Origin of the sequence: Deefgea salmonis (assembly GCF_020531905.1) — a bacterium.
Lineage (GTDB): Bacteria > Pseudomonadota > Gammaproteobacteria > Burkholderiales > Chitinibacteraceae > Deefgea > Deefgea salmonis.
Map to the genome: position 1 here is coordinate 787,611 of NZ_JAJAWG010000001.1, position 21,596 is coordinate 809,206.

General features: G+C 48.7%; 21 protein-coding genes. 9 read left to right on the top strand and 12 right to left on the bottom strand.

Annotated features, from left to right (window positions below):
• Positions 1 to 66 precede the first annotated feature (66 nt).
• On the bottom strand, positions 67 to 384 hold the full coding sequence (gene secG / locus LG219_RS03590) for a preprotein translocase subunit SecG (RefSeq protein WP_226763160.1): 318 nt from the start codon (positions 382 to 384) through the stop codon (positions 67 to 69).
• Between the two features lie 36 nt (positions 385 to 420).
• Positions 421 to 1,131 (bottom strand): triose-phosphate isomerase, encoded by a 711-nt coding sequence (gene tpiA, locus LG219_RS03595; protein WP_173533760.1) that lies wholly within the window; start codon positions 1,129 to 1,131, stop codon positions 421 to 423.
• A 312-nt stretch (positions 1,132 to 1,443) separates the two neighbouring features.
• On the opposite strand from tpiA, the gene pstS reads away from it, so the two are divergent.
• The 5 genes from pstS (at position 1,444) to LG219_RS03620 (ending at position 6,991) form a co-directional block, all read left to right on the top strand.
• Entirely contained in the window at positions 1,444 to 2,484 is a 1,041-nt protein-coding gene (pstS, locus tag LG219_RS03600; RefSeq protein WP_226763161.1) for a phosphate ABC transporter substrate-binding protein PstS, read from the top strand.
• A 112-nt stretch (positions 2,485 to 2,596) separates the two neighbouring features.
• Entirely contained in the window at positions 2,597 to 3,553 is a 957-nt protein-coding gene (pstC, locus tag LG219_RS03605) for a phosphate ABC transporter permease subunit PstC (RefSeq protein WP_226763162.1), read from the top strand.
• A gap of 9 nt (positions 3,554 to 3,562) precedes the next feature.
• Positions 3,563 to 4,414, top strand: coding sequence for a phosphate ABC transporter permease PstA (gene pstA, locus LG219_RS03610; protein ID WP_226763163.1), 852 nt, complete (start codon positions 3,563 to 3,565; stop codon positions 4,412 to 4,414).
• A gap of 26 nt (positions 4,415 to 4,440) precedes the next feature.
• Entirely contained in the window at positions 4,441 to 5,208 is a 768-nt protein-coding gene (pstB, locus tag LG219_RS03615) for a phosphate ABC transporter ATP-binding protein PstB (RefSeq protein WP_221022725.1), read from the top strand.
• A gap of 181 nt (positions 5,209 to 5,389) precedes the next feature.
• Positions 5,390 to 6,991 (top strand): methyl-accepting chemotaxis protein, encoded by a 1,602-nt coding sequence (locus LG219_RS03620; protein ID WP_226763164.1) that lies wholly within the window; start codon positions 5,390 to 5,392, stop codon positions 6,989 to 6,991.
• Here LG219_RS03620 and glmM read toward each other — a convergent pair.
• The 4 genes from glmM to rlmE all read right to left on the bottom strand — a co-directional run bounded on the left by glmM (position 6,970) and on the right by rlmE (position 11,846).
• A complete protein-coding gene (gene glmM, locus LG219_RS03625; RefSeq protein ID WP_226763165.1) occupies positions 6,970 to 8,328 on the bottom strand; it encodes a phosphoglucosamine mutase in 1,359 nt (452 codons plus the stop codon). The genes LG219_RS03620 and glmM overlap by 22 nt on opposite strands.
• Positions 8,329 to 8,354: 26 nt before the next feature.
• Positions 8,355 to 9,185 carry a dihydropteroate synthase gene (folP, locus tag LG219_RS03630; RefSeq protein WP_373314806.1) on the bottom strand — a complete coding sequence of 277 codons (831 nt, stop codon included), beginning with the start codon at positions 9,183 to 9,185 and terminating at the stop codon, positions 8,355 to 8,357.
• Positions 9,186 to 9,252: 67 nt separating this feature from the next.
• Positions 9,253 to 11,169: an ATP-dependent zinc metalloprotease FtsH gene (ftsH, locus tag LG219_RS03635; protein ID WP_226763167.1), complete on the bottom strand. Its 1,917-nt coding sequence runs from the start codon at positions 11,167 to 11,169 to the stop codon at positions 9,253 to 9,255.
• Positions 11,170 to 11,222: 53 nt separating this feature from the next.
• The gene (rlmE, locus tag LG219_RS03640; protein ID WP_226763202.1) at positions 11,223 to 11,846 is read right to left on the bottom strand and encodes a 23S rRNA (uridine(2552)-2'-O)-methyltransferase RlmE; all 624 of its coding nucleotides are present in this window, start codon (positions 11,844 to 11,846) and stop codon (positions 11,223 to 11,225) included.
• A 41-nt stretch (positions 11,847 to 11,887) separates the two neighbouring features.
• On the opposite strand from rlmE, the gene yhbY reads away from it, so the two are divergent.
• Positions 11,888 to 12,208 (top strand): ribosome assembly RNA-binding protein YhbY, encoded by a 321-nt coding sequence (gene yhbY, locus LG219_RS03645; RefSeq protein ID WP_226763168.1) that lies wholly within the window; start codon positions 11,888 to 11,890, stop codon positions 12,206 to 12,208.
• Between the two features lie 25 nt (positions 12,209 to 12,233).
• On the opposite strand, the gene LG219_RS03650 is transcribed toward yhbY, so the two are convergent.
• The 5 genes from LG219_RS03650 to LG219_RS03670 form a co-directional block, all read right to left on the bottom strand.
• Positions 12,234 to 12,668 carry a DUF4149 domain-containing protein gene (locus LG219_RS03650; protein ID WP_226763169.1) on the bottom strand — a complete coding sequence of 145 codons (435 nt, stop codon included), beginning with the start codon at positions 12,666 to 12,668 and terminating at the stop codon, positions 12,234 to 12,236.
• A 68-nt stretch (positions 12,669 to 12,736) separates the two neighbouring features.
• Positions 12,737 to 13,219 carry a transcription elongation factor GreA gene (greA, locus tag LG219_RS03655; protein ID WP_226763170.1) on the bottom strand — a complete coding sequence of 161 codons (483 nt, stop codon included), beginning with the start codon at positions 13,217 to 13,219 and terminating at the stop codon, positions 12,737 to 12,739.
• Positions 13,220 to 13,318: 99 nt separating this feature from the next.
• Positions 13,319 to 16,540 carry a carbamoyl-phosphate synthase large subunit gene (gene carB / locus LG219_RS03660; RefSeq protein WP_226763171.1) on the bottom strand — a complete coding sequence of 1,074 codons (3,222 nt, stop codon included), beginning with the start codon at positions 16,538 to 16,540 and terminating at the stop codon, positions 13,319 to 13,321.
• A 128-nt stretch (positions 16,541 to 16,668) separates the two neighbouring features.
• Complete coding sequence (gene carA / locus LG219_RS03665; RefSeq protein WP_226763172.1) at positions 16,669 to 17,823, bottom strand: glutamine-hydrolyzing carbamoyl-phosphate synthase small subunit; 1,155 nt, start codon at positions 17,821 to 17,823, stop codon at positions 16,669 to 16,671.
• Positions 17,824 to 17,986: 163 nt separating this feature from the next.
• A complete protein-coding gene (locus LG219_RS03670) occupies positions 17,987 to 18,466 on the bottom strand; it encodes a glutathione peroxidase (protein ID WP_226763173.1) in 480 nt (159 codons plus the stop codon).
• On the opposite strand from LG219_RS03670, the gene LG219_RS03675 reads away from it, so the two are divergent.
• The 3 genes from LG219_RS03675 (at position 18,465) to LG219_RS03685 (ending at position 20,847) form a co-directional block, all read left to right on the top strand.
• Positions 18,465 to 19,556, top strand: a complete 1,092-nt coding sequence (locus LG219_RS03675; RefSeq protein ID WP_226763174.1) for an FIST N-terminal domain-containing protein — start codon at positions 18,465 to 18,467, stop codon at positions 19,554 to 19,556. The two genes, LG219_RS03670 and LG219_RS03675, sit on opposite strands and share 2 nt — an antisense overlap.
• A 128-nt stretch (positions 19,557 to 19,684) precedes the next feature.
• Complete coding sequence (locus LG219_RS03680; RefSeq protein WP_226763175.1) at positions 19,685 to 20,119, top strand: DUF1841 family protein; 435 nt, start codon at positions 19,685 to 19,687, stop codon at positions 20,117 to 20,119.
• Between the two features lie 104 nt (positions 20,120 to 20,223).
• On the top strand, positions 20,224 to 20,847 hold the full coding sequence (locus tag LG219_RS03685) for a 3'-5' exonuclease (protein WP_226763176.1): 624 nt from the start codon (positions 20,224 to 20,226) through the stop codon (positions 20,845 to 20,847).
• A gap of 122 nt (positions 20,848 to 20,969) precedes the next feature.
• On the opposite strand, the gene LG219_RS03690 is transcribed toward LG219_RS03685, so the two are convergent.
• Positions 20,970 to 21,581, bottom strand: coding sequence for a DUF1294 domain-containing protein (locus LG219_RS03690; RefSeq protein WP_226763177.1), 612 nt, complete (start codon positions 21,579 to 21,581; stop codon positions 20,970 to 20,972).
• Positions 21,582 to 21,596: the final 15 nt, after the last annotated feature.

Here is a 21,596-nt window from a genome sequence, read left to right on the forward strand (position 1 = left end):
CAAATCCACAGCTATGCGGTCACTATACTTAGATATACCGATAAAATCATATGCAATCGCATGGATTTAATCAGGAATTTTTTGCCCTTCAACTTGAGATGCGACTGCAGTAGGTTGAACCGTTGACATAATTGAGGCAGTTTGTTTTGGTGCTGTCAACAAAACCAAGGCCATCGACGTCACAAAAAAAACTGTTGCACAAACGCCAGTAGTACGGCTTAAAAAATTTGCCGAGCCACTCGAGCCAAACACACTACCGGCCGATCCGCTACCAAATGCAGCCCCCATATCGGCACCTTTACCATGCTGCATCAACACCAACACAATGACAGCGATAGCAGAAATCACATTTACGGTAAGCACTAAACTAGTGATAAAGTCCATTATTTTCTCATCTCAAGAGCGGCGTGAATTGTACCATCAGCGCGCTGCTTTGCAAATCTCTACAAATTCGAAGGCGGAGAGTGCTGCACCCCCCACCAACACCCCATCGACATGCTGCACAGCCAAAATTGACTCTGCATTATTCGACTTCACGCTGCCGCCATAGAGAACTTTAACTCGTTCATCTAATTGATTTTTAATCAATGCATGCATCGGAGAAATCTGCTCACTGGAGGCAACCATGCCACTACCTACAGCCCAAGATGGCTCATACGCCACAGCATACAAACCAACTGGTAAATTTTGTAATACCTGTAACTGAGCCGCAACAACTTCTTCTGCGCGACCTTCACGTCGCTGCTCTGCGGACTCACCAACACAGTAAATACCAAACAAACCGGCATCTAGAGCAGCGCGCATTTTAACACCTGCTTGCTCTGTCGTCTCACCAAATAATCGCCGACGCTCAGAATGACCAACAATCACCATTTCACAACCGATATCGGCGAGCATCCCTGATGACACCTCACCCGTATATGCGCCAATGTGATACTGACTAACGTCTTGAGCGCCACACTGCACATGGGTATTGTGCAGAATTTGCCTTGCCAGCATCACATATGGATACGGCACACAAACCCCCACATTGGCCTGCAACTTGGCTTGAGCGATCTCACCCAAAACCGATTTAACCTGACCAATACTGCCATGCAGCTTCCAATTACCCACTACAAGTTGCTTTGCCATATTTACTTTATCCCTATCAACAGTAGAAATGGTAACGTCCTCAGTCGAGCAACGTCAAACGCTAAAGCCCAAACTCTATAAACTTTGCAAACACCTCTACGCTCAAACCAGCAGCCCAAACTCATAGCAGAGCCCCAATCTGCCACGTATTTTCAGCGCCACTGCAAAAGCCAAGCGACCGCAAACATCAAATTCAAGGCAACACGCCAGTACATTGTTTTTTGTAATAATTCGGAAACATTAAACGATTACGATGCGCCTTGTTCAATACATACATACACACTCAGACAAACCCAAGGGATTTAACTGATTATGACTTTAGTTCACAAAATGCTCGTTACCGCAGGTTTGACTGCGGGTCTTTTTAGCCAAGCAATCGCAGCAGACATCACTGGCGCAGGTGCAACCTTTCCGTACCCGCTCTATGCAAAATGGGCCGAGATGTATAAAGCAAAAACGGGCACCGGCATGAACTACCAATCCATTGGCTCTGGTGGCGGCATTAAACAAATCCAAGCTAAAACCGTTGATTTTGGTGCCTCAGATATGCCGCTTAAACCAGCAGATCTGGATAAAGATGGATTGATTCAATTCCCAACCGTTTTGGGTGGCGTGGTTCCTGTTGTCAACATTACAGGAATCACACCAGGTCAACTCAAACTATCGGCAGCCTTATTGAGCGACATCTATTTAGGCAAAGTAAAAAAATGGAATGACCCCGCTGTTGCAGCGCTCAATCCTGGCGTTGTCTTGCCAGCACAAAACATCACTGTTGTTCGCCGCTCTGACGGCTCTGGCACCACCTTCCTCTTTACAAACTATCTGTCGCAAGTGTCGCCAGAGTGGAAAGAAAAAGTCGGCTCAAATAGCTCAGTGCAATGGCCGGCCGGTGTGGGCGGCAAGGGCAATGAAGGCGTAGCCAATTACGTACAACGTATTAAAGGTGCAATCGGTTACGTTGAATTTGTTTACGCCAAGCAAAACAAACTGTCACATACTCAGCTGGCCAATAGCTCAGGCGCATTCGTTCAACCGTCAGAAGAATCATTCAAAGCGGCAGCAGCTAGCGCAGACTGGAAAAACGCACTGGGCATGTTCCTTGTTACGACCAATGCACCTGGCAAAGAAGCATGGCCTATTGCCAGCCCAACGTTCATTCTGATGCACAAAAAACAAGACAAACCAACTCAAGGCGCAGAAGTACTTAAATTCTTCGACTGGGCTTATGGCGCTGACGCAGACAAAGTCGCTCTTGAACTTGACTACATCCCAATGCCAGACAGTGTGGTTGCAATGATCAAGTCCAACTGGAAAACACAACTGAGTGATGGCAAAAATCCAATCTGGAAATAATTTCCCCGATTGAATTGCGCAGAGATACAATTCGCGCGCAGAAAACAAGCACACTGCCCCATAAGTAGTGTGCTTGTTAGTTTCTAAGTTTTGGAGGACCGGAGAATTACTGATGTCTAATATGTCGCAACGGATGAAAACACAACGATTGCAAGATGCATTCTTTGTCAATAGCACCCGTTTCTTTGCCTTTTTTGTGCTTGCTCTATTGAGCGGCATTATTATTTCTTTGCTCTATGGCGCCCTGCCTAGCATCAAAGCCTTTGGCCTTGGCTTTATCTCTTCAAGCGACTGGAACCCTGTTACCGATCAATTTGGTGCTTGGCCATCGATTCGAGGCACGCTGATTTCTTCAATGATCGCACTCGTTGTTGCTGTGCCGATCAGCTTTGGTATCGCAATCTTTCTGACTGAACTCTCACCCGTTTGGCTGCGTCGCCCACTGGGTATTTGCATCGAACTCCTCGCAGGGGTCCCATCGATTATTTACGGCATGTGGGGTCTGTTTGTTTTTGCACCTTTATTTGCCGATCATGTGCAACCTTGGATTACCGAGGTCACCGCTGGTGTTCCTATCTTAGGCCCTTTATTTGACGGCCCTCCAATGGGTATTGGTATGTTTACTGGTGGCTTAATCTTATCAATTATGGTCATCCCCTTTGTGACCTCGGTAATGCGTGACGTCTTTGAAGTGGTACCGCCGCTACTCAAAGAATCCGCTTACGGCCTTGGCGGCACCACCTGGGAAGTCGTTTGGAATATCGTCGTCCCCTATACCAAAACCGGGATTATTGGCGGCATTATGCTCGGCCTAGGCCGTGCACTGGGCGAAACAATGGCGATTACTTTTGTGATTGGCAACTCAATGAATGACATGAATTCATTGTTTGACCCTGCCACCACGATTTCAGCCACACTGGCCAATGAATTCACCGAAGCACACGGCGAGCTTTACACCTCGTCACTGATTGAACTGGGCCTCTTACTGTTCTTTATTACCTTTGTCGTTTTGGTCCTTTCTAAACTGCTCCTCTTGCGCCTAAACCGCAATGAAGGCTCACATTCTTAAGGATCGGTCATGAACAATTTAAACCCTAGCCTTTATCTACGCCGCCGCCTCATCAACCACATCAGCCTGATCCTCTCAATGATCGCCATGGCATTTGGTTTGTTTTGGCTGTTTTGGATTATGTACACGCTGTTTTCCAACGGGATTGCCGGCTTAACATTACAAACATTCACCCAAACAACCCCTGCCCCAGGCAGTCAAGGTGGTTTGGCGAATGCGATTTTGGGTAGTTTGCAGATGTCTGCAGTGGGCGTGTTGATTGGTACGCCAATCGGCATTTTGGCTGGCACCTATCTGGCCGAATTTGGTAACAAAGGCTGGTTAGCACCAACAACTCGTTTTATCAACGACATCTTGCTGTCTGCACCATCGATTGTAATTGGCCTGTTTGTATTTGAAATTTACGTCACGCAAGTCGGGCATTTTTCAGGCTGGGCCGGTTCGTTTGCTTTGGCTATTTTGGTGATTCCTGTCGTACTACGAACCACAGAAAACATGCTGCTTTTAGTGCCGACTGCCATGCGCGAGGCGGCCTACGCCCTTGGTGCACCACAATGGAAAATGGTGTTATTTGTCACGCTCAAAGCAGCAAAATCGGGCGTAGCCACCGGCATCTTGCTGGCAGTTGCTCGCATCTTGGGTGAAACCGCCCCGCTATTATTTACTGCGTTAAACAATCAGTTCTACTCAAACATGAATCAACCCATGGCGAACTTGCCCGTGGTGATTTTCCAATTTGCGATGAGCCCTTACGCAGAATGGCATCAATTAGCTTGGGCAGGCGCACTCTTAATTGGCTTGTTTGTTCTCGGCATGAATATTATTGCCCGCGTCATGCTTCGCCAACCCAAACAACACTAATTTAGACTTTGAACGGACAATCATTCATGAGCACTCAACACAAAGCTGGCTTGACAGTCAAAAATTTGAACTTTTACTACGGCAATTTTCACGCACTTAAAAACATCAATCTGGAAATTTTAGCCGGCAAAGTAACCGCCTTTATCGGCCCTTCTGGCTGCGGCAAGTCGACCTTGCTGCGTACTTTCAACCGGATGTATGACCTTTATCCCAAATTGCGCGCCGAAGGCGAAATCATTCTTAATGGACAAAATATTTTAGAGTCTAGCGTTGACTTGAACATGCTACGCGCCAAAGTCGGCATGGTTTTTCAAAAACCAACGCCATTTCCAATGTCGATTTATGACAATGTGGCATTCGGTGTAAAGCTCTATGAAACACTGAGCAAATCAGAAATGGATGATCGGATTGAGTGGGCACTCACGAAAGCTGCATTGTGGAATGAAGTCAAAGACAAGCTCAAGCAATCGGGTTTAGGTCTTTCTGGCGGTCAACAACAACGTCTGTGCATCGCCCGCGCCGTTGCCGTAAAACCAGAGATTCTCTTGCTCGACGAACCGACTTCGGCGCTCGACCCAATCTCAACTGCGCACGTTGAAGAGCTCATCCATGAGCTCAAAAAAGACTACACCATCGCCATTGTGACGCACAATATGCAACAAGCGGCACGGATTTCTGACTACACCGCGTATATGTATTTGGGCGAAATGATCGAAATGGGCGAAACCGATACGATCTTTACCGCACCCAAAGTAAAAGCGACTGAAGACTACATTACAGGTAAGTTCGGTTAAGTCATCATTACTCATAAAAAAGGCCGCTTATGCGGCCTTTTTTATTGGGTATATGAATACAGCACTTTATATATAAGGGCTACATGCAAATACCCATGGATTAGCTACGCATTTGTCATTTCAATGTAACACAAGCGACTTATGCTACGGACCCTCACGCCAGAACACCGAAGCCCGTTACATGAAGATTGCCACACAACTTAAATATGTTAGCACCATCACCTTGGTCGCACTGCTCGCTGCGGCACTGATTTGCAGTTGGAAACTGCACATTCTTAGATTGCATTTTATAGAAAACCAACAAAAACAAACCAGCATTGCTCAATTAGCCCAAATGAAATCAAGCATGCTGACGCTCTCTCGTCTCGACGTGATGTCGCCCGATGCCGCACAGCAATTACAGCAAGCCGAACAGCAAATCCACAACACACACAAAACATTATCCCCAACACTCACACCGACTCAACAACAGCCTTTACAACAAGCACTCAGCCAAAATTGGCAACGCTATATCACTCAATTTCACAGCGCGATTAAAATCGCCGAAACCAGTCCCGAAGATGCAATTACGATTCCAGAACAATTATATCGCATTGATTTAGCCCCCTTAATTGAACAAATCAGCCAATTAATGCATCAGATTGCCAGTGACGCACAGCGCAGTGAAACCACCATTGAGCAAGACATTCAGCAACTCATCTGGGGCGTATTAATTCCAATTGGCTGCGCCGGATTCATTATCATTATTTCTCAGCTTGGTTTTGCCAAGCGCCTACAGACCTCTTTACACAAAATGGGATTGATTGCACAGCGATTGCACGAAGGTGAAATCACGTTGCGCATGCCTGAAAGTCGTGATGAGCTTGGTGAGTTAAGCTTTGCCATTAACCGATTTTTACAGCAACTCCAGCAAGTCCTCACGCAAGCGAGCATTGCGGCCACGGCAACTCGAGCAGACACACAGCGAATTAGCGATCTATCGAATGCAGTTAGCCTAAACACACGCGATCAGTCGCTGCAATTGGATGATATCCGCCACGCCAGCGCGACATTAAGTTGTGCAATTGCCCATGTTGGCACGTTGGCCGCGCAAGCAGCAAGCACCGCACAATCGTCTTCGGCAGCAACGAGCAATGCCGATCAGGCGGGACAAATTACACTCAAAAACCTATCGGCCCTATCGTCACACTTTGCACAGGTCGAATCTGAAATGCAGACACTCACACATTCATTTGCCGAAATAGTCGATGTCAGCGCCACGATCAAAGATATTGCCGATCAAACCAATTTATTGGCACTCAATGCCGCCATTGAAGCGGCACGTGCCGGTGAATCGGGTCGCGGATTTGCCGTCGTTGCCGATGAAGTTCGCAAATTAGCGCAGCACACCACCGAATCAACGCGCAATATCCAAGACATTCTAAAAAAAACGCAAACCAATACCCGCGTCACAAGCCATGCAATCAGTGCGGCGAGTGTGTATTTAGGGCAATTTAATGATCACGGGCAGACCGTCTCACGCTCCTTATCGCAAATTCGCAGCGAAAGCGAAGGCGTCGCGGACATGATGGCGTCAATTGCAGCCGCGGTTGATCAACAAACGGCAGCGGCACAGGCGATTGCCGAACAAGTCAGCACAATCAGCAGCGGGCTCAATCACACGCACAATGACAATCAAGCAATCAAACAGGAAATGAAAGAACTTGCTGATGTGGCCAACGATCTTGAACGATCAATGGCCACATTTCGGACAGAGAATAATTACTCTTGCGCTTCAGCCTGAACGACTGCAGCGATTTTATCGGCCCACTCATGCGCCACCGCGGGGTCGATATGCTCAACCATGACACGCACCACCGGCTCGGTCCCCGATGGGCGCAGCAATACGCGTCCATCACTGCCCATCTCAGCTTCGGCAACAGCAACGGCTTCGGCAATACTTTGTGATGCGTGGCAATCAAAACCTTTCGCAATCCGAACGTTTTTCAACACTTGTTTGGACAGCGACAAATCTTTACAGAATCCTGCCAAGGTTTGATTGCTTTCTTGCAGCGCCTGCAAAACTTGCAACGCAGAAACAATGCCATCACCCGTTGAATGCTTATCCAAACACAATAAATGCCCAGAGCCTTCACCACCGACCAGCCAATTATTGCGCTTTAATTGCTCCATCACGTAGCGATCACCCACTTTAGCCCGCACAAAATCGATTCCCTTGGCTTTAAGTGCATTTTCAACGCCTAAATTTGTCATCAAGGTGCCGACAACACCAGCACCCAGAGTACCTTTTTGCTGACGATGGCACGCCAAAACATACAACAACTGATCGCCATCGACGATCGTACCATCTCGATCAACCATAATCAGTCGATCGCCATCACCATCGAGTGCAATACCAAAATCAGCGCCTTCGGCAAGTACTTTCAAACGCAATGCTTCAGGATGAGTGGCCCCAACTTCGGCATTAATATTAAAGCCATCCGGTTTCACGCCAATACTGATCACTTCAGCGCCCAATTCATGAAACACATGCGGCGCAATATGATAAGTCGCGCCATGTGCGCAATCGACCACCAACCTGAGTCCATGCAAATCGAGCTCATTTGGAAAGGTTGATTTACAAAACTCAATATAACGGCCTGCGGCATCATCAATTCGTTTTGACTTACCAATTTGCTTTGACTGCACACAATGCTGGATCTCTTCAATTGCAGTCTCAATCGCGATTTCAATTTCATCGGACAACTTTTGACCATTCGCACCAAAAAACTTAATCCCATTATCGTGATAGGGATTATGTGATGCTGAAATAACCACCCCTGCCGACAAGCGTAATGCGCGCGTTAAATAAGCAATACCTGGCGTTGGCAAGGGCCCTGTTAAATACACATCAACGCCTGCCGCATTAAACCCTGCCTGCAAAGCTGCCTCAAGCATATAACCAGAAACGCGCGTATCTTTTCCGATCAAGACGACGGCATGCTCACTGTTTTTACGCGCACTATTTGCGGCAAATACCTTACCAGCCGCAAACCCAAGTTTCATCGCAAAATCAGGCGTAATCGGATATTCACCGACCAAGCCTCGCACTCCATCAGTACCAAAAAATTTACGCGCCATAATGACCCACCTATTTTGTAATGAGATTATTTTAAAGCTTTCCACAATTTCAAGGCATCCACCGTTTCCCTTACATCATGCACACGCACAATGGCAGCGCCTTTTTGTACGGCAAGCAAGGCCGCAACCACACTCGCTTGTACACGACCAGAAACAGCATAGCCGGTAATTTCGCCCAACATTTTTTTCCGCGAAACCCCAACCAGTAACGGCAGTGATAACTGCGCACACAATACATCTAGCGACTGGAAAAGTGCCACATTATGCGCCAAGCTCTTACCAAAACCAAAACCGGGATCAAAAACGATGCGCTCAGCAGCAATCCCCGCTTGTACCGCCAAAGCAATTCGCTGCTGTAAATAAAGCCCAACTTCAGCAACAACATCCTGATAAACCGGCGCATTTTGCATGGTCTGTGGCTCACCTTGCTTGTGCATTAAACACACACCAACCTGGCTTGCTGCCAAGATGTCCATCGCGCCATCCCCTTCTAGGGCGCTAATATCGTTAACTAAATCCACGCCGGCATCAATTGCGGCTCGCATCACTTCAGGCTTACGGGTATCAATGGACAGCGGCACATTCAAACTGCTCAGCGCTTGCAAGACCGGAATAACTCGGCGAATTTCGTCTTCAACAGAAACCAGCACAGCCCCCGGCCGCGTTGATTCCCCCCCAATATCTAAAATATCGGCACCGTCTTTCAATAGACGCTCAGCATGCGCCACCGCATGGACCAAAGTATCATACTGACCACCATCGGCAAATGAATCGGGGGTCACATTCACAATACCCATCACCCAAGGTCGATCTAAGGCCAACCGAAAACGGCCACAGGAAAAATATTTCATTACCATTCCTAATTAACAAAAAAAAGGCGACCAAGGCCGCCTTTTAAAATCACACATCAAATCAGTTTCAGCATTAAGCTTCCGTGACTGGCGCTGTAGATACGTCTTGATCACCCGGCGTTGCATCACCACCTGCTACAGCCACCGTCACGCGGGGTGGCGGTAAAACTTTAGGTGGGCGAGGCTCACGACCAGCCATAATATCCAACACCTGTTCGCGATCAATGGTTTCCCACTCCATCAAAGCATTGGTCATTGCTTCAACTTTATCGCGATTTTCTTCAAGAATTTTTTCTGCTACCGCGTATTGCTCATCAATAATACGGCGAATTTCGGCATCAACCTGCTGCATCGTAGCTTCTGACATATTTTTATGTGTCGTCACTGAACGGCCTAAAAATACTTCACCTTCATTGTCGCCATAAACCATTGGACCTAGTTTTTCAGTCATCCCATAGCGAGTCACCATATCACGCGCCATACCGGTAGCACGCTCAAAGTCATTAGACGCACCCGTCGAAATACGATGAATAAACAAGTCTTCCGCAACACGACCACCAAACAAAATCGCCAAACGATTCAGCATTTGATCTTTATACAGAGAAAAACTATCGCGCTCAGGCAATTGCCAAGTCAAACCTAAAGCTCGACCGCGTGGCATGATGGTGACTTTATGCACTGGATCAGTACCCGGCAGCATTTCAGCCACTACGGCATGACCTGATTCGTGATACGCCGTTGCACGACGATCTTCTTCAGTCATAACCATGCTACGACGCTCAGGACCCATGTAAATTTTGTCTTTTGCTGACTCAAAGTCGGCCATATCGACTAAACGTTTTGCGCGTCGTGCCGCAAACAGCGCAGCCTCATTCACCAAATTAGCCAAGTCCGCGCCCGACATACCTGGTGTGCCACGAGCAATAATCGATGCATCAACGTCATTAGCGATCGGCACTTTACGCATATGAACCGCAAGAATCTGTTCACGGCCGCGAATATCAGGCAATGACACGGTAACTTGACGGTCAAAACGACCTGGGCGCAACAAAGCCGGATCAAGCACATCAGGACGATTGGTTGCTGCAATCACGATAATGCCGGAATTGCCTTCAAAGCCATCCATTTCAACTAGCATTTGGTTCAATGTTTGCTCACGCTCATCATTGCCGCCGCCCATGCCAGCACCGCGCTGACGACCTACGGCATCAATTTCATCGATAAAGATGATACACGGTGCGTTTTTCTTAGCGTTTTCAAACATATCGCGAACGCGCGCCGCACCGACACCGACAAACATCTCAACGAAATCAGAACCCGAAATCGAGAAAAATGGCACTTTTGCTTCGCCAGCAATCGCTTTTGCCAGCAAGGTTTTACCCGTACCAGGTGAGCCCACAAGTAAGATCCCGCAAGGCATGCGGCCACCTAAACTTTGATATTTACTTGGATCACGCAAATAATCCACAATTTCTGAAACTTCTTCTTTGGCTTCATCACAACCAGCGACATCAGCAAAGGTGACTGAATTATTATTTTCATCCAGCATTTTGGCTTTTGATTTACCAAAACTAAATGCACCGCCTTTACCGCCGCCTTGCATCTTATTCATAAAGAAGATCCAAACACCAATCAGCAACAACATCGGCGCCCAATTGACAAGCAAGCTCATCAACAGACCTTGCTCTTCTTCGGCCTTAGCAGAAAACTTCACATTATATTTGATGAGCGTATCAACCAAACGGTAGTCAAATGGCGCCAGTGTGGAATAACCAGCTCCGTCGGATTTTTTACCGCGAATCAACTGGCCACGTAAAGGATTGCCTTCGATTTCAGCATTTGCAATACGCCCTTGCTCAACATCCGTCATAAACTGCGAATACGGTATTTGAGTCGAGCCATCTTGATGCTTAGAAAATTGATTAAATACCGTCATCAGCACTAAGCCAACGACGAGCCAAATGGCGATATTCTTGCCGAGATTATTCAAGGCTTTGCTCCTGAGTTTCCCAAAACGAGGGATGATGAAAACATTTTACCTGTTTAGGACTTTTTTTGTTTACCCAATAAATAGACTTCGGGACTACGATCACGTGAAGCCTTTGGTTTTCGAGTCACAACCGACGCAAAAGTTTCACGCATCGCACTCATATACTCGGTAAATCCATAACCTTGAAACACTTTAACGACAAAGTGGCCACCGGGTTTTAATTGCTCACGTGCAAATTCCAAAGCGAGCTCGCACAAATACATACTACGAGCCTGATCCGTATCGGCATTACCCGTTATATTGGGGGCAATATCACAAATGACAAGGTCTAACTGGCGACCATTTAGTAAAGCACTAAACTCAGCCAAAACTTCTTCTTCACGAAAATCGCCTTGCACAAATTCAACGCCACGAATCGGATCCATTTCTAAAATATCAAGCGCAAAAACACGCCCATGCGGTCCGACTTTTTTTGCTGCCACTTGACACCAGCTGCCTGGTGCCGCACCCAAGTCGGCCACCCAAATCCCAGGCTTAAGTAATTTATCTTTCTCATCAATTTCGATGAGCTTATAAGCAGCACGTGCACGATAGCCATCTTTTTTGGCCATCTGTACATAGTGGTCATTAACATGCTCTTGTAGCCATACATTACTGGAATTAGAACGAGCCATCAGGTAAACTATCCGGTTATTTCAAGGTTTTTAAGGTTAATCTCATGCTACAACTCACTGCAGATCAATGCCGACATTTGCGTAGCTTAGCGCACCATCTCAATCCGGTCGTGATGATTGGTAGCTCAGGCTTGACCGAAGCTGTGATGCGCGAAATTGCGGTCAATTTAGATGCGCACGAACTCATCAAGGTTCGTGTACTGGGCGACGATCGCGAAGCGCGGGTTCAATTTATGGAAAAAATCTGTGCAGATCTTGGCGCCAGCCCAGTTCAACACTTGGGCAAACTGCTGCTTATTTTCCGCCCCAACAACACCGACAAGCCAAAAATCTTACTGCCTAAGCCAAAAAAGGTAGCAAAATAAAACAGGGGCGGCTTAGCCGCCCTTTTTAATGCTCACTGGACCAAATATACACCAGCCCAAAAATACTCTGCATTAAATAAATCAAACTTGAAATCGTATGCCACTGCGCCAAGCCGCCGCCAAACATACCTTCTGCCGCATTACTTACAACAGGCTTTAATTCGGCGATTAACGGAAAAATTGCAAACTGATTAATCAGCGTACACAGCAGCATACTCAAGATTAGCCACAAACGCAGGCTTTTAAACGCGCTTAAGCCATTAAACCAAATCTGCCAGACCGCCAAAAACACCCCCGCAACAATTCCGATCCAGCCAATGACATAAAACAACTTCCCGGCCACCATTCCGGCAACCGCTTTATCTAAACTCGTGAATAAGGCGGGCGCAACGACCATGCCGATAATCCACATCCCACCAATCCAAAGGGTGGTCAGTACATTCTTTAGTCCATTAGCCATAACGTATATGAATGGCGCATCGGTGTGCAATAAGCCTCACACATATACCCACCCTATCTCCGCTTAGTTTAGATGTATTGTACCGCTAAAATTTCATACTCACGAATACCACCCGGCGCCATCACTTCGGCAACATCTTCGGCATACTTCCCGATCAAAGCACGTGCAATCGGACTAGATACCGAGATCTTACCCGCCTTAATATCGGCCTCATCTTCACCAACGATCTGGTAAGTGACTTCGACTTCGGTATCCAAATCTTGCAACAAAATCGTCGCGCCAAACACAATGCGTCCTTCGGCGGTTTCTTCCAAATCTTTAGGGTTAATAATTTGTCCATTTGACAATTTACTTTCCAAATCAGCGATTCGACCCTCAACAAAACCTTGCTTTTCTTTTGCCGCATCGTATTCAGCATTTTCTGACAAGTCGCCATGCGAGCGTGCCTCAGCAATCGCAGCAATCACGGAAGGACGTTCTACACTTTTTAAATGCGCCAACTCAACTTTAAGTCTTTCAGCACCAACCACTGTGAGTGGGACCTTAACCATACTTTTTCTCCGCTTAGCAATGACAACGCCACCGCCAATAAAAACAAGAGCCGCCATCCCTGTTTGGAACGGCGGCTTCACTTGAAGTGCAATACGTTATCAGTTATTTAACTGCAGATGCAAGTCTTGCAAACTATATACGTTCAATTCCTTCATATCACGAATCCCCACGCAGGCCGCTTTTGCACCGGCAATGGTCGTGAATACCGGCAACTTGGCTTTCAGTGCTTCATGACGAATCGAATAGCTATCTTGAATCGCCTGACGACGCTCATCCACAGTATTAAAAATCATGCCAATTTGGCCATTGACAATCATATCCACCACATGCGGACGACCTTCAGTCACTTTGTTCACCGCAGTCACCGCCACACCAGCGGCAGCAATCGCAGCAGCAGTGCCCTTGGTCGCCAAGACTTTAAAGCCCAGTTGCGCCAAAATCATCGCACACTCAATCGCTGCGGGTTTATCCCCTTCGCGCACTGAAATAAACACACTACCTTGTGTCGGCAATACCACACCAGCGGCCAATTGTGATTTCACAAATGCTTCGGCAAAAGTCGTGCCCACGCCCATGACTTCGCCGGTTGATTTCATTTCTGGGCCGAGAATTGAATCCACACCAGGGAATTTTGCGAATGGGAACACCGCTTCTTTCACCGAGTAGTAGGGTGGAATCACCTCTACCGTCACGCCTTGCGACACCAAAGATTGACCCACCATACAGCGTGCAGCGACTTTCGCCAAGGCCACGCTGGTGGCTTTAGACACATAAGGCACGGTACGTGAAGCACGCGGATTCACTTCCAGCACAAACACCTTGGCTTCATCGCCTTTGCCTTGAATTGCAAACTGCACATTCATCAAGCCAATCACGTTCAAGCCTTTGGCCATCAACACCGTTTGACGGCGCAACTCGTCTTGCAACTCTTTAGAGAGTGAATACGGTGGCAATGAGCACGCCGAATCGCCCGAGTGAACACCCGCTTGCTCAATGTGCTCCATGATGCCGCCGATGATGACATCAGTACCATCCGAAATCGCATCTACATCCACTTCAATCGCATCATTCAAGAAACGATCAAGCAGCACCGGAGAATCATTCGATACTTTCACCGCTTCGCGCATATAGCGCTCAAGGTCTTTATCCGAATGCACGATTTCCATCGCGCGGCCGCCCAATACATACGATGGACGAACCACCAGCGGGTAGCCCAACTCACGCGCCAAATGCAAGGCATCTTGCTCAGTGCGCGCTGTCGCGTTAGGTGGTTGACGCAATTGCAAGTCTTGCAATAGTTTTTGGAAACGCTCGCGATCTTCCGCTGCGTCGATCATGTCTGGGCTCGTGCCGACGATTGGCACACCGTTCGCTTCTAAAGCGCGCGCCAATTTCAATGGCGTTTGACCACCGTATTGCACAATCACGCCAAATGGCTTTTCAACCGCAACGATTTCAAGCACGTCTTCCAGCGTTAATGGCTCGAAATACAAACGATCAGACGTATCGTAATCGGTTGAAACGGTTTCTGGATTGCAATTGACCATAATGGTTTCGTAACCATCTTCGCGCAAAGCCAATGCCGCGTGCACGCAGCAATAATCGAACTCAATCCCTTGACCAATCCGGTTCGGGCCACCGCCCAAAATCATGACTTTTTTATTGTTGGTCGGAGCCGCTTCGCATTCTTCTTCGTAAGTCGAATACATATACGCCGTATCGCTCGCAAACTCAGCAGCACAAGTATCTACACGCTTATACACTGGGCGAACGCCAAATGCATGCCGCGCTTTACGTACCGCATTTTGATCACAACCGAGCAATGTACCCAAACGACGATCCGAGAAACCTTTGCGTTTTAATTTGCGGAATTCAGCTTTAGTCAGGCTATCCACCGAACGACCACGCAAGGCGGCTTCATCATTGAGCAAATCTTCGATTTGCACCAAAAACCATGGATCAATTTTTGAAATTTCATGAATTTCAGTCATCGACAAACCAACACGGAAGGCATCCGCCACATACCACAGGCGCTCTGGACCTGGCGTTGCGATTTCTGACTCGATCTTCGCGCGATCCGTGCAAATTTCATCAAAGCCCGACATGCCAGTTTCAAGACCGCGCAGAGCTTTTTGCAATGACTCTTGTTGAGTGCGGCCAATCGCCATCACCTCACCCACCGACTTCATTTGCGTCGTGAGGCGATCATTGGCTTGCGGGAATTTCTCGAATGCGAAACGTGGGATTTTAGTCACCACGTAATCGATCGAAGGCTCAAACGACGCTGGGGTTTTGCCGCCAGTAATTTCGTTTTTAAGCTCGTCCAGCGTATAACCCACGGCCAATTTAGCGGCGACTTTCGCAATCGGGAAGCCGGTGGCTTTTGACGCCAACGCGCTTGAGCGCGATACACGCGGGTTCATTTCGATGACGATTAAACGGCCATCGGCAGGATTGACCGAGAACTGCACGTTCGAACCGCCCGTATCCACGCCGATTTCACGCAATACCGCAATCGATGCATTCCGCATGATTTGGTATTCTTTGTCGGTCAGTGTTTGCGCTGGCGCAACCGTGATCGAGTCACCGGTATGCACCCCCATTGGGTCTAAGTTTTCAATCGAGCAGATGATGATGCAGTTGTCGTTCTTATCACGAACCACTTCCATCTCGTACTCTTTCCAGCCCAAGAGCGATTCTTCAATCAACAATTCTTTGGTTGGCGAGAGGTCAAGACCGCGAGTACAGATCTCGATAAATTCTTGCATATTGTAGGCAATACCACCGCCCGAGCCACCCATCGTGAACGATGGACGAATAATCGTCGGAAAGCCCACTTGCGCTTGCACCGCCAATGATTCTTCTAAGCTATGCGCAATCCCTGAACGCGCCGAACCCAGACCAATCTTATCCATCGCCACTTTAAATTTTTGACGATCTTCAGCCTTGTCGATGGCTTCTGGCGTTGCGCCAATTAATTCAACATTGTATTTGTCGAGCACGCCGTGGTGCCACAAATCGAGCGCACAGTTGAGCGCAGTTTGGCCACCCATCGTCGGCAAGATCGCATCTGGGCGCTCTTTGTCGATGATTTTTTCCACAACTTGCCATGTAATTGGCTCGATGTAAGTCACATCGGCCATATTCGGGTCGGTCATGATGGTGGCAGGGTTGCTGTTCACCAAAATCACTTTATAACCCTCTTCACGCAGCGCTTTACACGCCTGCGCGCCAGAGTAGTCAAATTCACACGCTTGGCCGATGACAATCGGGCCAGCACCAATAATCAATATGCTTTTTAGGTCGGTACGTTTTGGCATTATTCTGTTCGGGTTTGCGGATTTCAACGGTGGTTTTCACCTCAACGCTGACTCACGCAAACCTCGCTCCTTTATTAACTACGTGGATTAATCCGTTCGATTGAGCAGGCTTATTCAGCACAGCCAACTTAGGCCTGATGCTCTGCCATTTGCGCAATGAACTTATCAAACAAGTACGCCACATCGTGCGGGCCTGGGCTCGCTTCTGGGTGACCTTGGAATGAAAATGCTGGGGCATCGGTCATCTCAATTCCTTGCACCGTACCATCAAATAATGAGCGATGCGTGATGCGCACGTTACCCGGCAAGCTGGTTTCATCCACTTGAAAGCCATGGTTCTGACTGGTGATCATCACATGCTTGCTATCTAAGTCTTGCACCGGATGGTTGGCACCGTGATGGCCGAATTTCATTTTGCTGGTTTTACCGCCAGCAGCCAGACCCAGCAACTGATGACCCAAACAGATCCCAAACAGAGGTACTTTTTTAGCCAACAACGTTTGAATCGCAGTAATTGCATAATCACATGGCTCAGGATCGCCAGGACCGTTCGACAGAAACACACCATCCGGATTGAGCGCCAACACGTCAGCAGCCGACGTTTGTGCTGGTACAACGGTCAATTTGCAACCGCGCTCGGCCAACATACGCAAAATATTGAACTTCACACCGTAATCGTAAGCGACCACATGAAAACGTGGATTCGATTGCACGGTATAACCAACACCTAATTGCCACTCGGCGGTTGTCCACTCAAAGGCTTTCTCGCACGAAACCACTTTGGCCAAGTCTTGACCGGCCATCGAACCAAACGATTTGGCTTTCGCGATGGCCGTAGCCTCGTCAATGTTTTCGCCCGTCATAATGCAGCCGGGCTGTGCACCTTTCTCACGCAAAATACGCGTTAACTTGCGGGTATCGATATCAGCAATAGCCACGACGTTGTTTTGCTTGAGATACTCCCCAAGGCTCATTGTCGCGCGAAAGTTAGAATACAGCAGAGGCAAATCACGAATAATCAAGCCTTCAGCAAAAACAGCGCGGCTTTCGGCGTCTTCGGGATTGACACCATAATTACCGACATGCGGATAAGTCAGCGTCACAATCTGCTTGGTATAAGAAGGATCGGTTAAGATTTCTTGATAACCCGTCATTGAGGTATTAAATACCACCTCACCAAGGGTTTCACCATCAGAACCAATAGAAATACCATGAAAAATAGTGCCATCGGCAAGGGCCAAAATGGCAGGGCTAGCGGCGGGCGTGGGAACTGTCGTAGACACGGGGCGGCTCCAGGGCATTGCGCCCAATAAGTCAAAATCGGTGGCGTAGGCGTAGAAAAACGGGATAAGGTTGCCCCACCCCGTTTCACACATACAAAATTGGCCGAATTCTACCCTAAAAACCCTTTCCCATCAATGCCAATCCGTACGCTAGCCACTTAATTCAAAGTAAACTTTCAACTTGCGCCACCAAAGCGCCGACTTTTTGATACGGCGCAAATCGCCCAACCACACGCCCTTCTCGATCGACTAAAAACTTGGTGAAATTCCAGTGAATCCGACCTAAACCCAAAAACCCAGCTTGCTGTTGCTTCAAGTAAGTAAACAAGGGTTCAGCCCGAGCACCATTCACCTCAATCTTGGCAAACATCGGAAAATCGGCCGCAAAGCGCAATTGGCAAAACTGGGCAATCTCAGTGGCACTACCGGGCTCTTGGCCGCCAAACTGATTGCACGGAAAGCCCAGCACCTGTAAACCGCGCTCACGATACTGCTGATAAAGCTGCTGCAAATCGGCGTATTGCGGCGTCAACCCACAGGCACTGGCCACATTCACAATCAGCAACACTTGGCCACGAAAATCTGCCATCGGCTGCACTTGACCTGACAACGTTGTGACAGAAAAATCATAAATACTTTGCATGGCTTACTCGTTTATTCTGATTGCGTGTATTGTCGCCGGATTTAAACTCAGCCTCTACCCATATCGCCACCAAGGACCACCTATGCACATCGCCAGTGGCTACGCTCACGGCCCACGGCCCACGCCGCAAGTGGCGATTGCCGCTGTGAGCGCTGCGATGGCGCGCGGCGGACTCAGCCAAGCCGGTTCAATTTATTTGTTTTTATCGATGCACTTTCAGCACGATATCAGCAATTGCTTACGGGCGGTCACGCAAGTGACTGGCAGCTTTGATATTTTTGGTGCCAGTGCCGCCGGCGTATTTAGCGATCAAGATTGGTCGCTCGACGCCCCCGCTGCTGCCGCACTGGTGCTGCCCGCGCAAATGCAGCGCCCGAGCAGTAGCGATTATTTTTCACTGGCCGCGCCCAACGCCATCAATTCGCAATGGCTCAATCAAGGTGGTCGGCGCTTTGGCGGCATTGCCGGGGACGCCACTGGGCAAGGCGCTTACGCCATCTGGCAACAAGGCCGACCGCACACTGGATTTATCCAAACCCCGCTCACCCCTTGCGACATTATCGTCTCACAAGGCTTTCAAGCGCTCAGCCCGTTTTACACCATCACCGCCAGCAACGGCCTGATGCTCGATCGTCTTGAGCAGCAACCCGCTTATCTCACGCTCAAACCTTGGCTCAAGCAATACCCGTTACACCATTTGATGGCCGGCCTGAACGACGGCACTCACACCACATGGATTCCGGTGATTGGGGTGGATGAGCACAAACAATCGGTGATGCTCGCGCATGCCGCACCAGCCGCGATGCAATTGTGTTGGGGGCACTTTGACAGCCCATCGGCCAGCCATGACCTAGGGCTGCAACTGATGCAACGCCTTGCGGGCAAACCACAACCCAAATGGGCCTTAGTTATTTCAGGACACCGCCGGGTGATTGCCGGCAATGGTTTACACGAGCCCGATTGGTCGGCGATTCGCAGCGCCTTACCGGGCGTACCGTTTGCTGGATTTTATGGCAATGGCCAGATTGTACCGCTCGCCAAAAGCAATCAAATCGTTGACAATAGCGTGGTCATTGCACTTTTTGACTAAGCAAAATCCAACCCACAATGCAAAGCAGCATTGGGCCAAGCCAATTGGCCATCAGCGACCAGCCGTCAGTTAAGCCGTATCGCTAAGCCTGCTTTGCCATTGCAAACATAAAGACCCAGATCGACGCTATGTTATTTAATCCCAGCCGCGATGAAGCGCGCCGTTTTTTTATTCAAACCTGGCAAAAACACCGACAAAACCACGCACTCGCTGATTTAGAAGCCGTGCTGGTGGATGTTTTGATGGCTCACCCGGAATACCACAGTTATTTAAGCGTTGATTATCTTGATCACGATTGGCCGCCCGAGCATGGCGACACCAATCCATTTTTACATCTGAGCCTACATCTCGCGCTGGCCGAGCAACTCTCGATCGATCAACCGGCCGGTGTGCGCCAACTGTACCAACAACTGCATCAGCAACAAGGCGACGCGCATAAAGCGCTGCACATCATGCTCGACTGCCTCGCTGAAATGATCTGGCAAGCACAGCGCAATCAAACGCAGCCCGATCCTGCCATCTACCTTGCCGGCATTCGCCGTCACCTTGGCTTATTCCAATAAGCAGGTATATGTCTGCAAATTAATCCCATCATAAATCGCAGGCATATACCCACTCACCTCACATTGATTCCACATTAATTCAGTCAGCACCGATCAAGGACTTCATGCTCAATATCCCTCTCGTGGTTTTAGACTTTGAAACCACCGGCCTATCGCCAGCAATGGGCGCACGTATTACCGAAGTGGCCGCACTGCGCGTGGTCAACGGCAAGGTGGTGGATAAATTAGTGTCGCTAGTCAATTGCGGCGTGCGCATTCCACGTGAGATCACCCAAATCACCGGCATCACACAGGCCATGGTGAACACCGCCCCCAAAGCCCGCGAAATCGTACCGGCGCTGATCGACTTTATCGGCAACGATGCGCTGGCGGCACACAACGCCAGCTTCGATCAAAAATTCCTACTCGCCGAAAGCCAACACCTTGGCCTCACACCGCGCCATTCACATCTGGTTTGCTCGCTCCTGCTGTCGCGTCGAATCTTGCCGCAAATGCACAGCCACAAACTGGGCGAACTGGCCAAAGCGCTCAATATTCGCTTTAGCGGCAACGCCCACCGCGCCGAAGCCGACGCCGAAGTCACCGTCGCCCTCATCGCACATCTACTCAAAACACTACGCCAGCAACATGGCTGCCAGCACATCGACACAAAACTACTCATGCAAATCAACCAACAAGTCGCCGCCAAAGTGCCGCAATTCTTAAAAGCAAAACATCCTCAGGTATAGCCACCGAAACAAGTCTGCATTTGATCGACAAATCAATACCCAAAAAAAATAGCGGCACAGCACCAAGGTGCATTGCCGCTATCTTGCGCCGCTGGACTCCAGCAGCGGTGACTGCGAATCGATCAAACAGGCGCTAGACCCGACCACAGCAGCTCAGCCAAACCCAATAAATTAATCAACATACTCAAGCAAAACATCACCCGAAAAATACCTTTTTGGGTTTTGTGCCGATACACTTGCTGCGCGGCCCACGCGCCTGGCCAGCCACCCAGTGTCGCAATAAAATGCAGCACCGCCTCAGGAATACGCCAAGCGCCACGCGTGGCCTGCTTTTTATCTAAGGCATACAGCGCAAAACTCGTTGCGCTCATCACGCCAAATAGCGACAACAATACCCAACGCAGTGGCGACAACAACACCAAAAGCAGCGTGATCGGCAGCAAACCCATCGCCAAATAATCCACCCAATCAAAGCGCGCGGTCTTGCCCTCAATCGCCTTAGCCTCACGTCGAGCTTGGATTTTTAATAATTGCTCCGCACTGCTGGCCGCCATTTGCGCCCGAGCACGACCTTGCTTGTCTTTACCTAAAGTAAAATAAATCGTATCGCCAATGCGTGGCTGATGAATACCGCCACGCTTTAGGGTGCTGATATGTACAAAATATCGCTCGCCACTGGCGATCTCAATAAAGCCAAAGTCTTTCTTCCATTGTCGCAACTTGCCGTTTTGCATCCTGCATCCCTTACG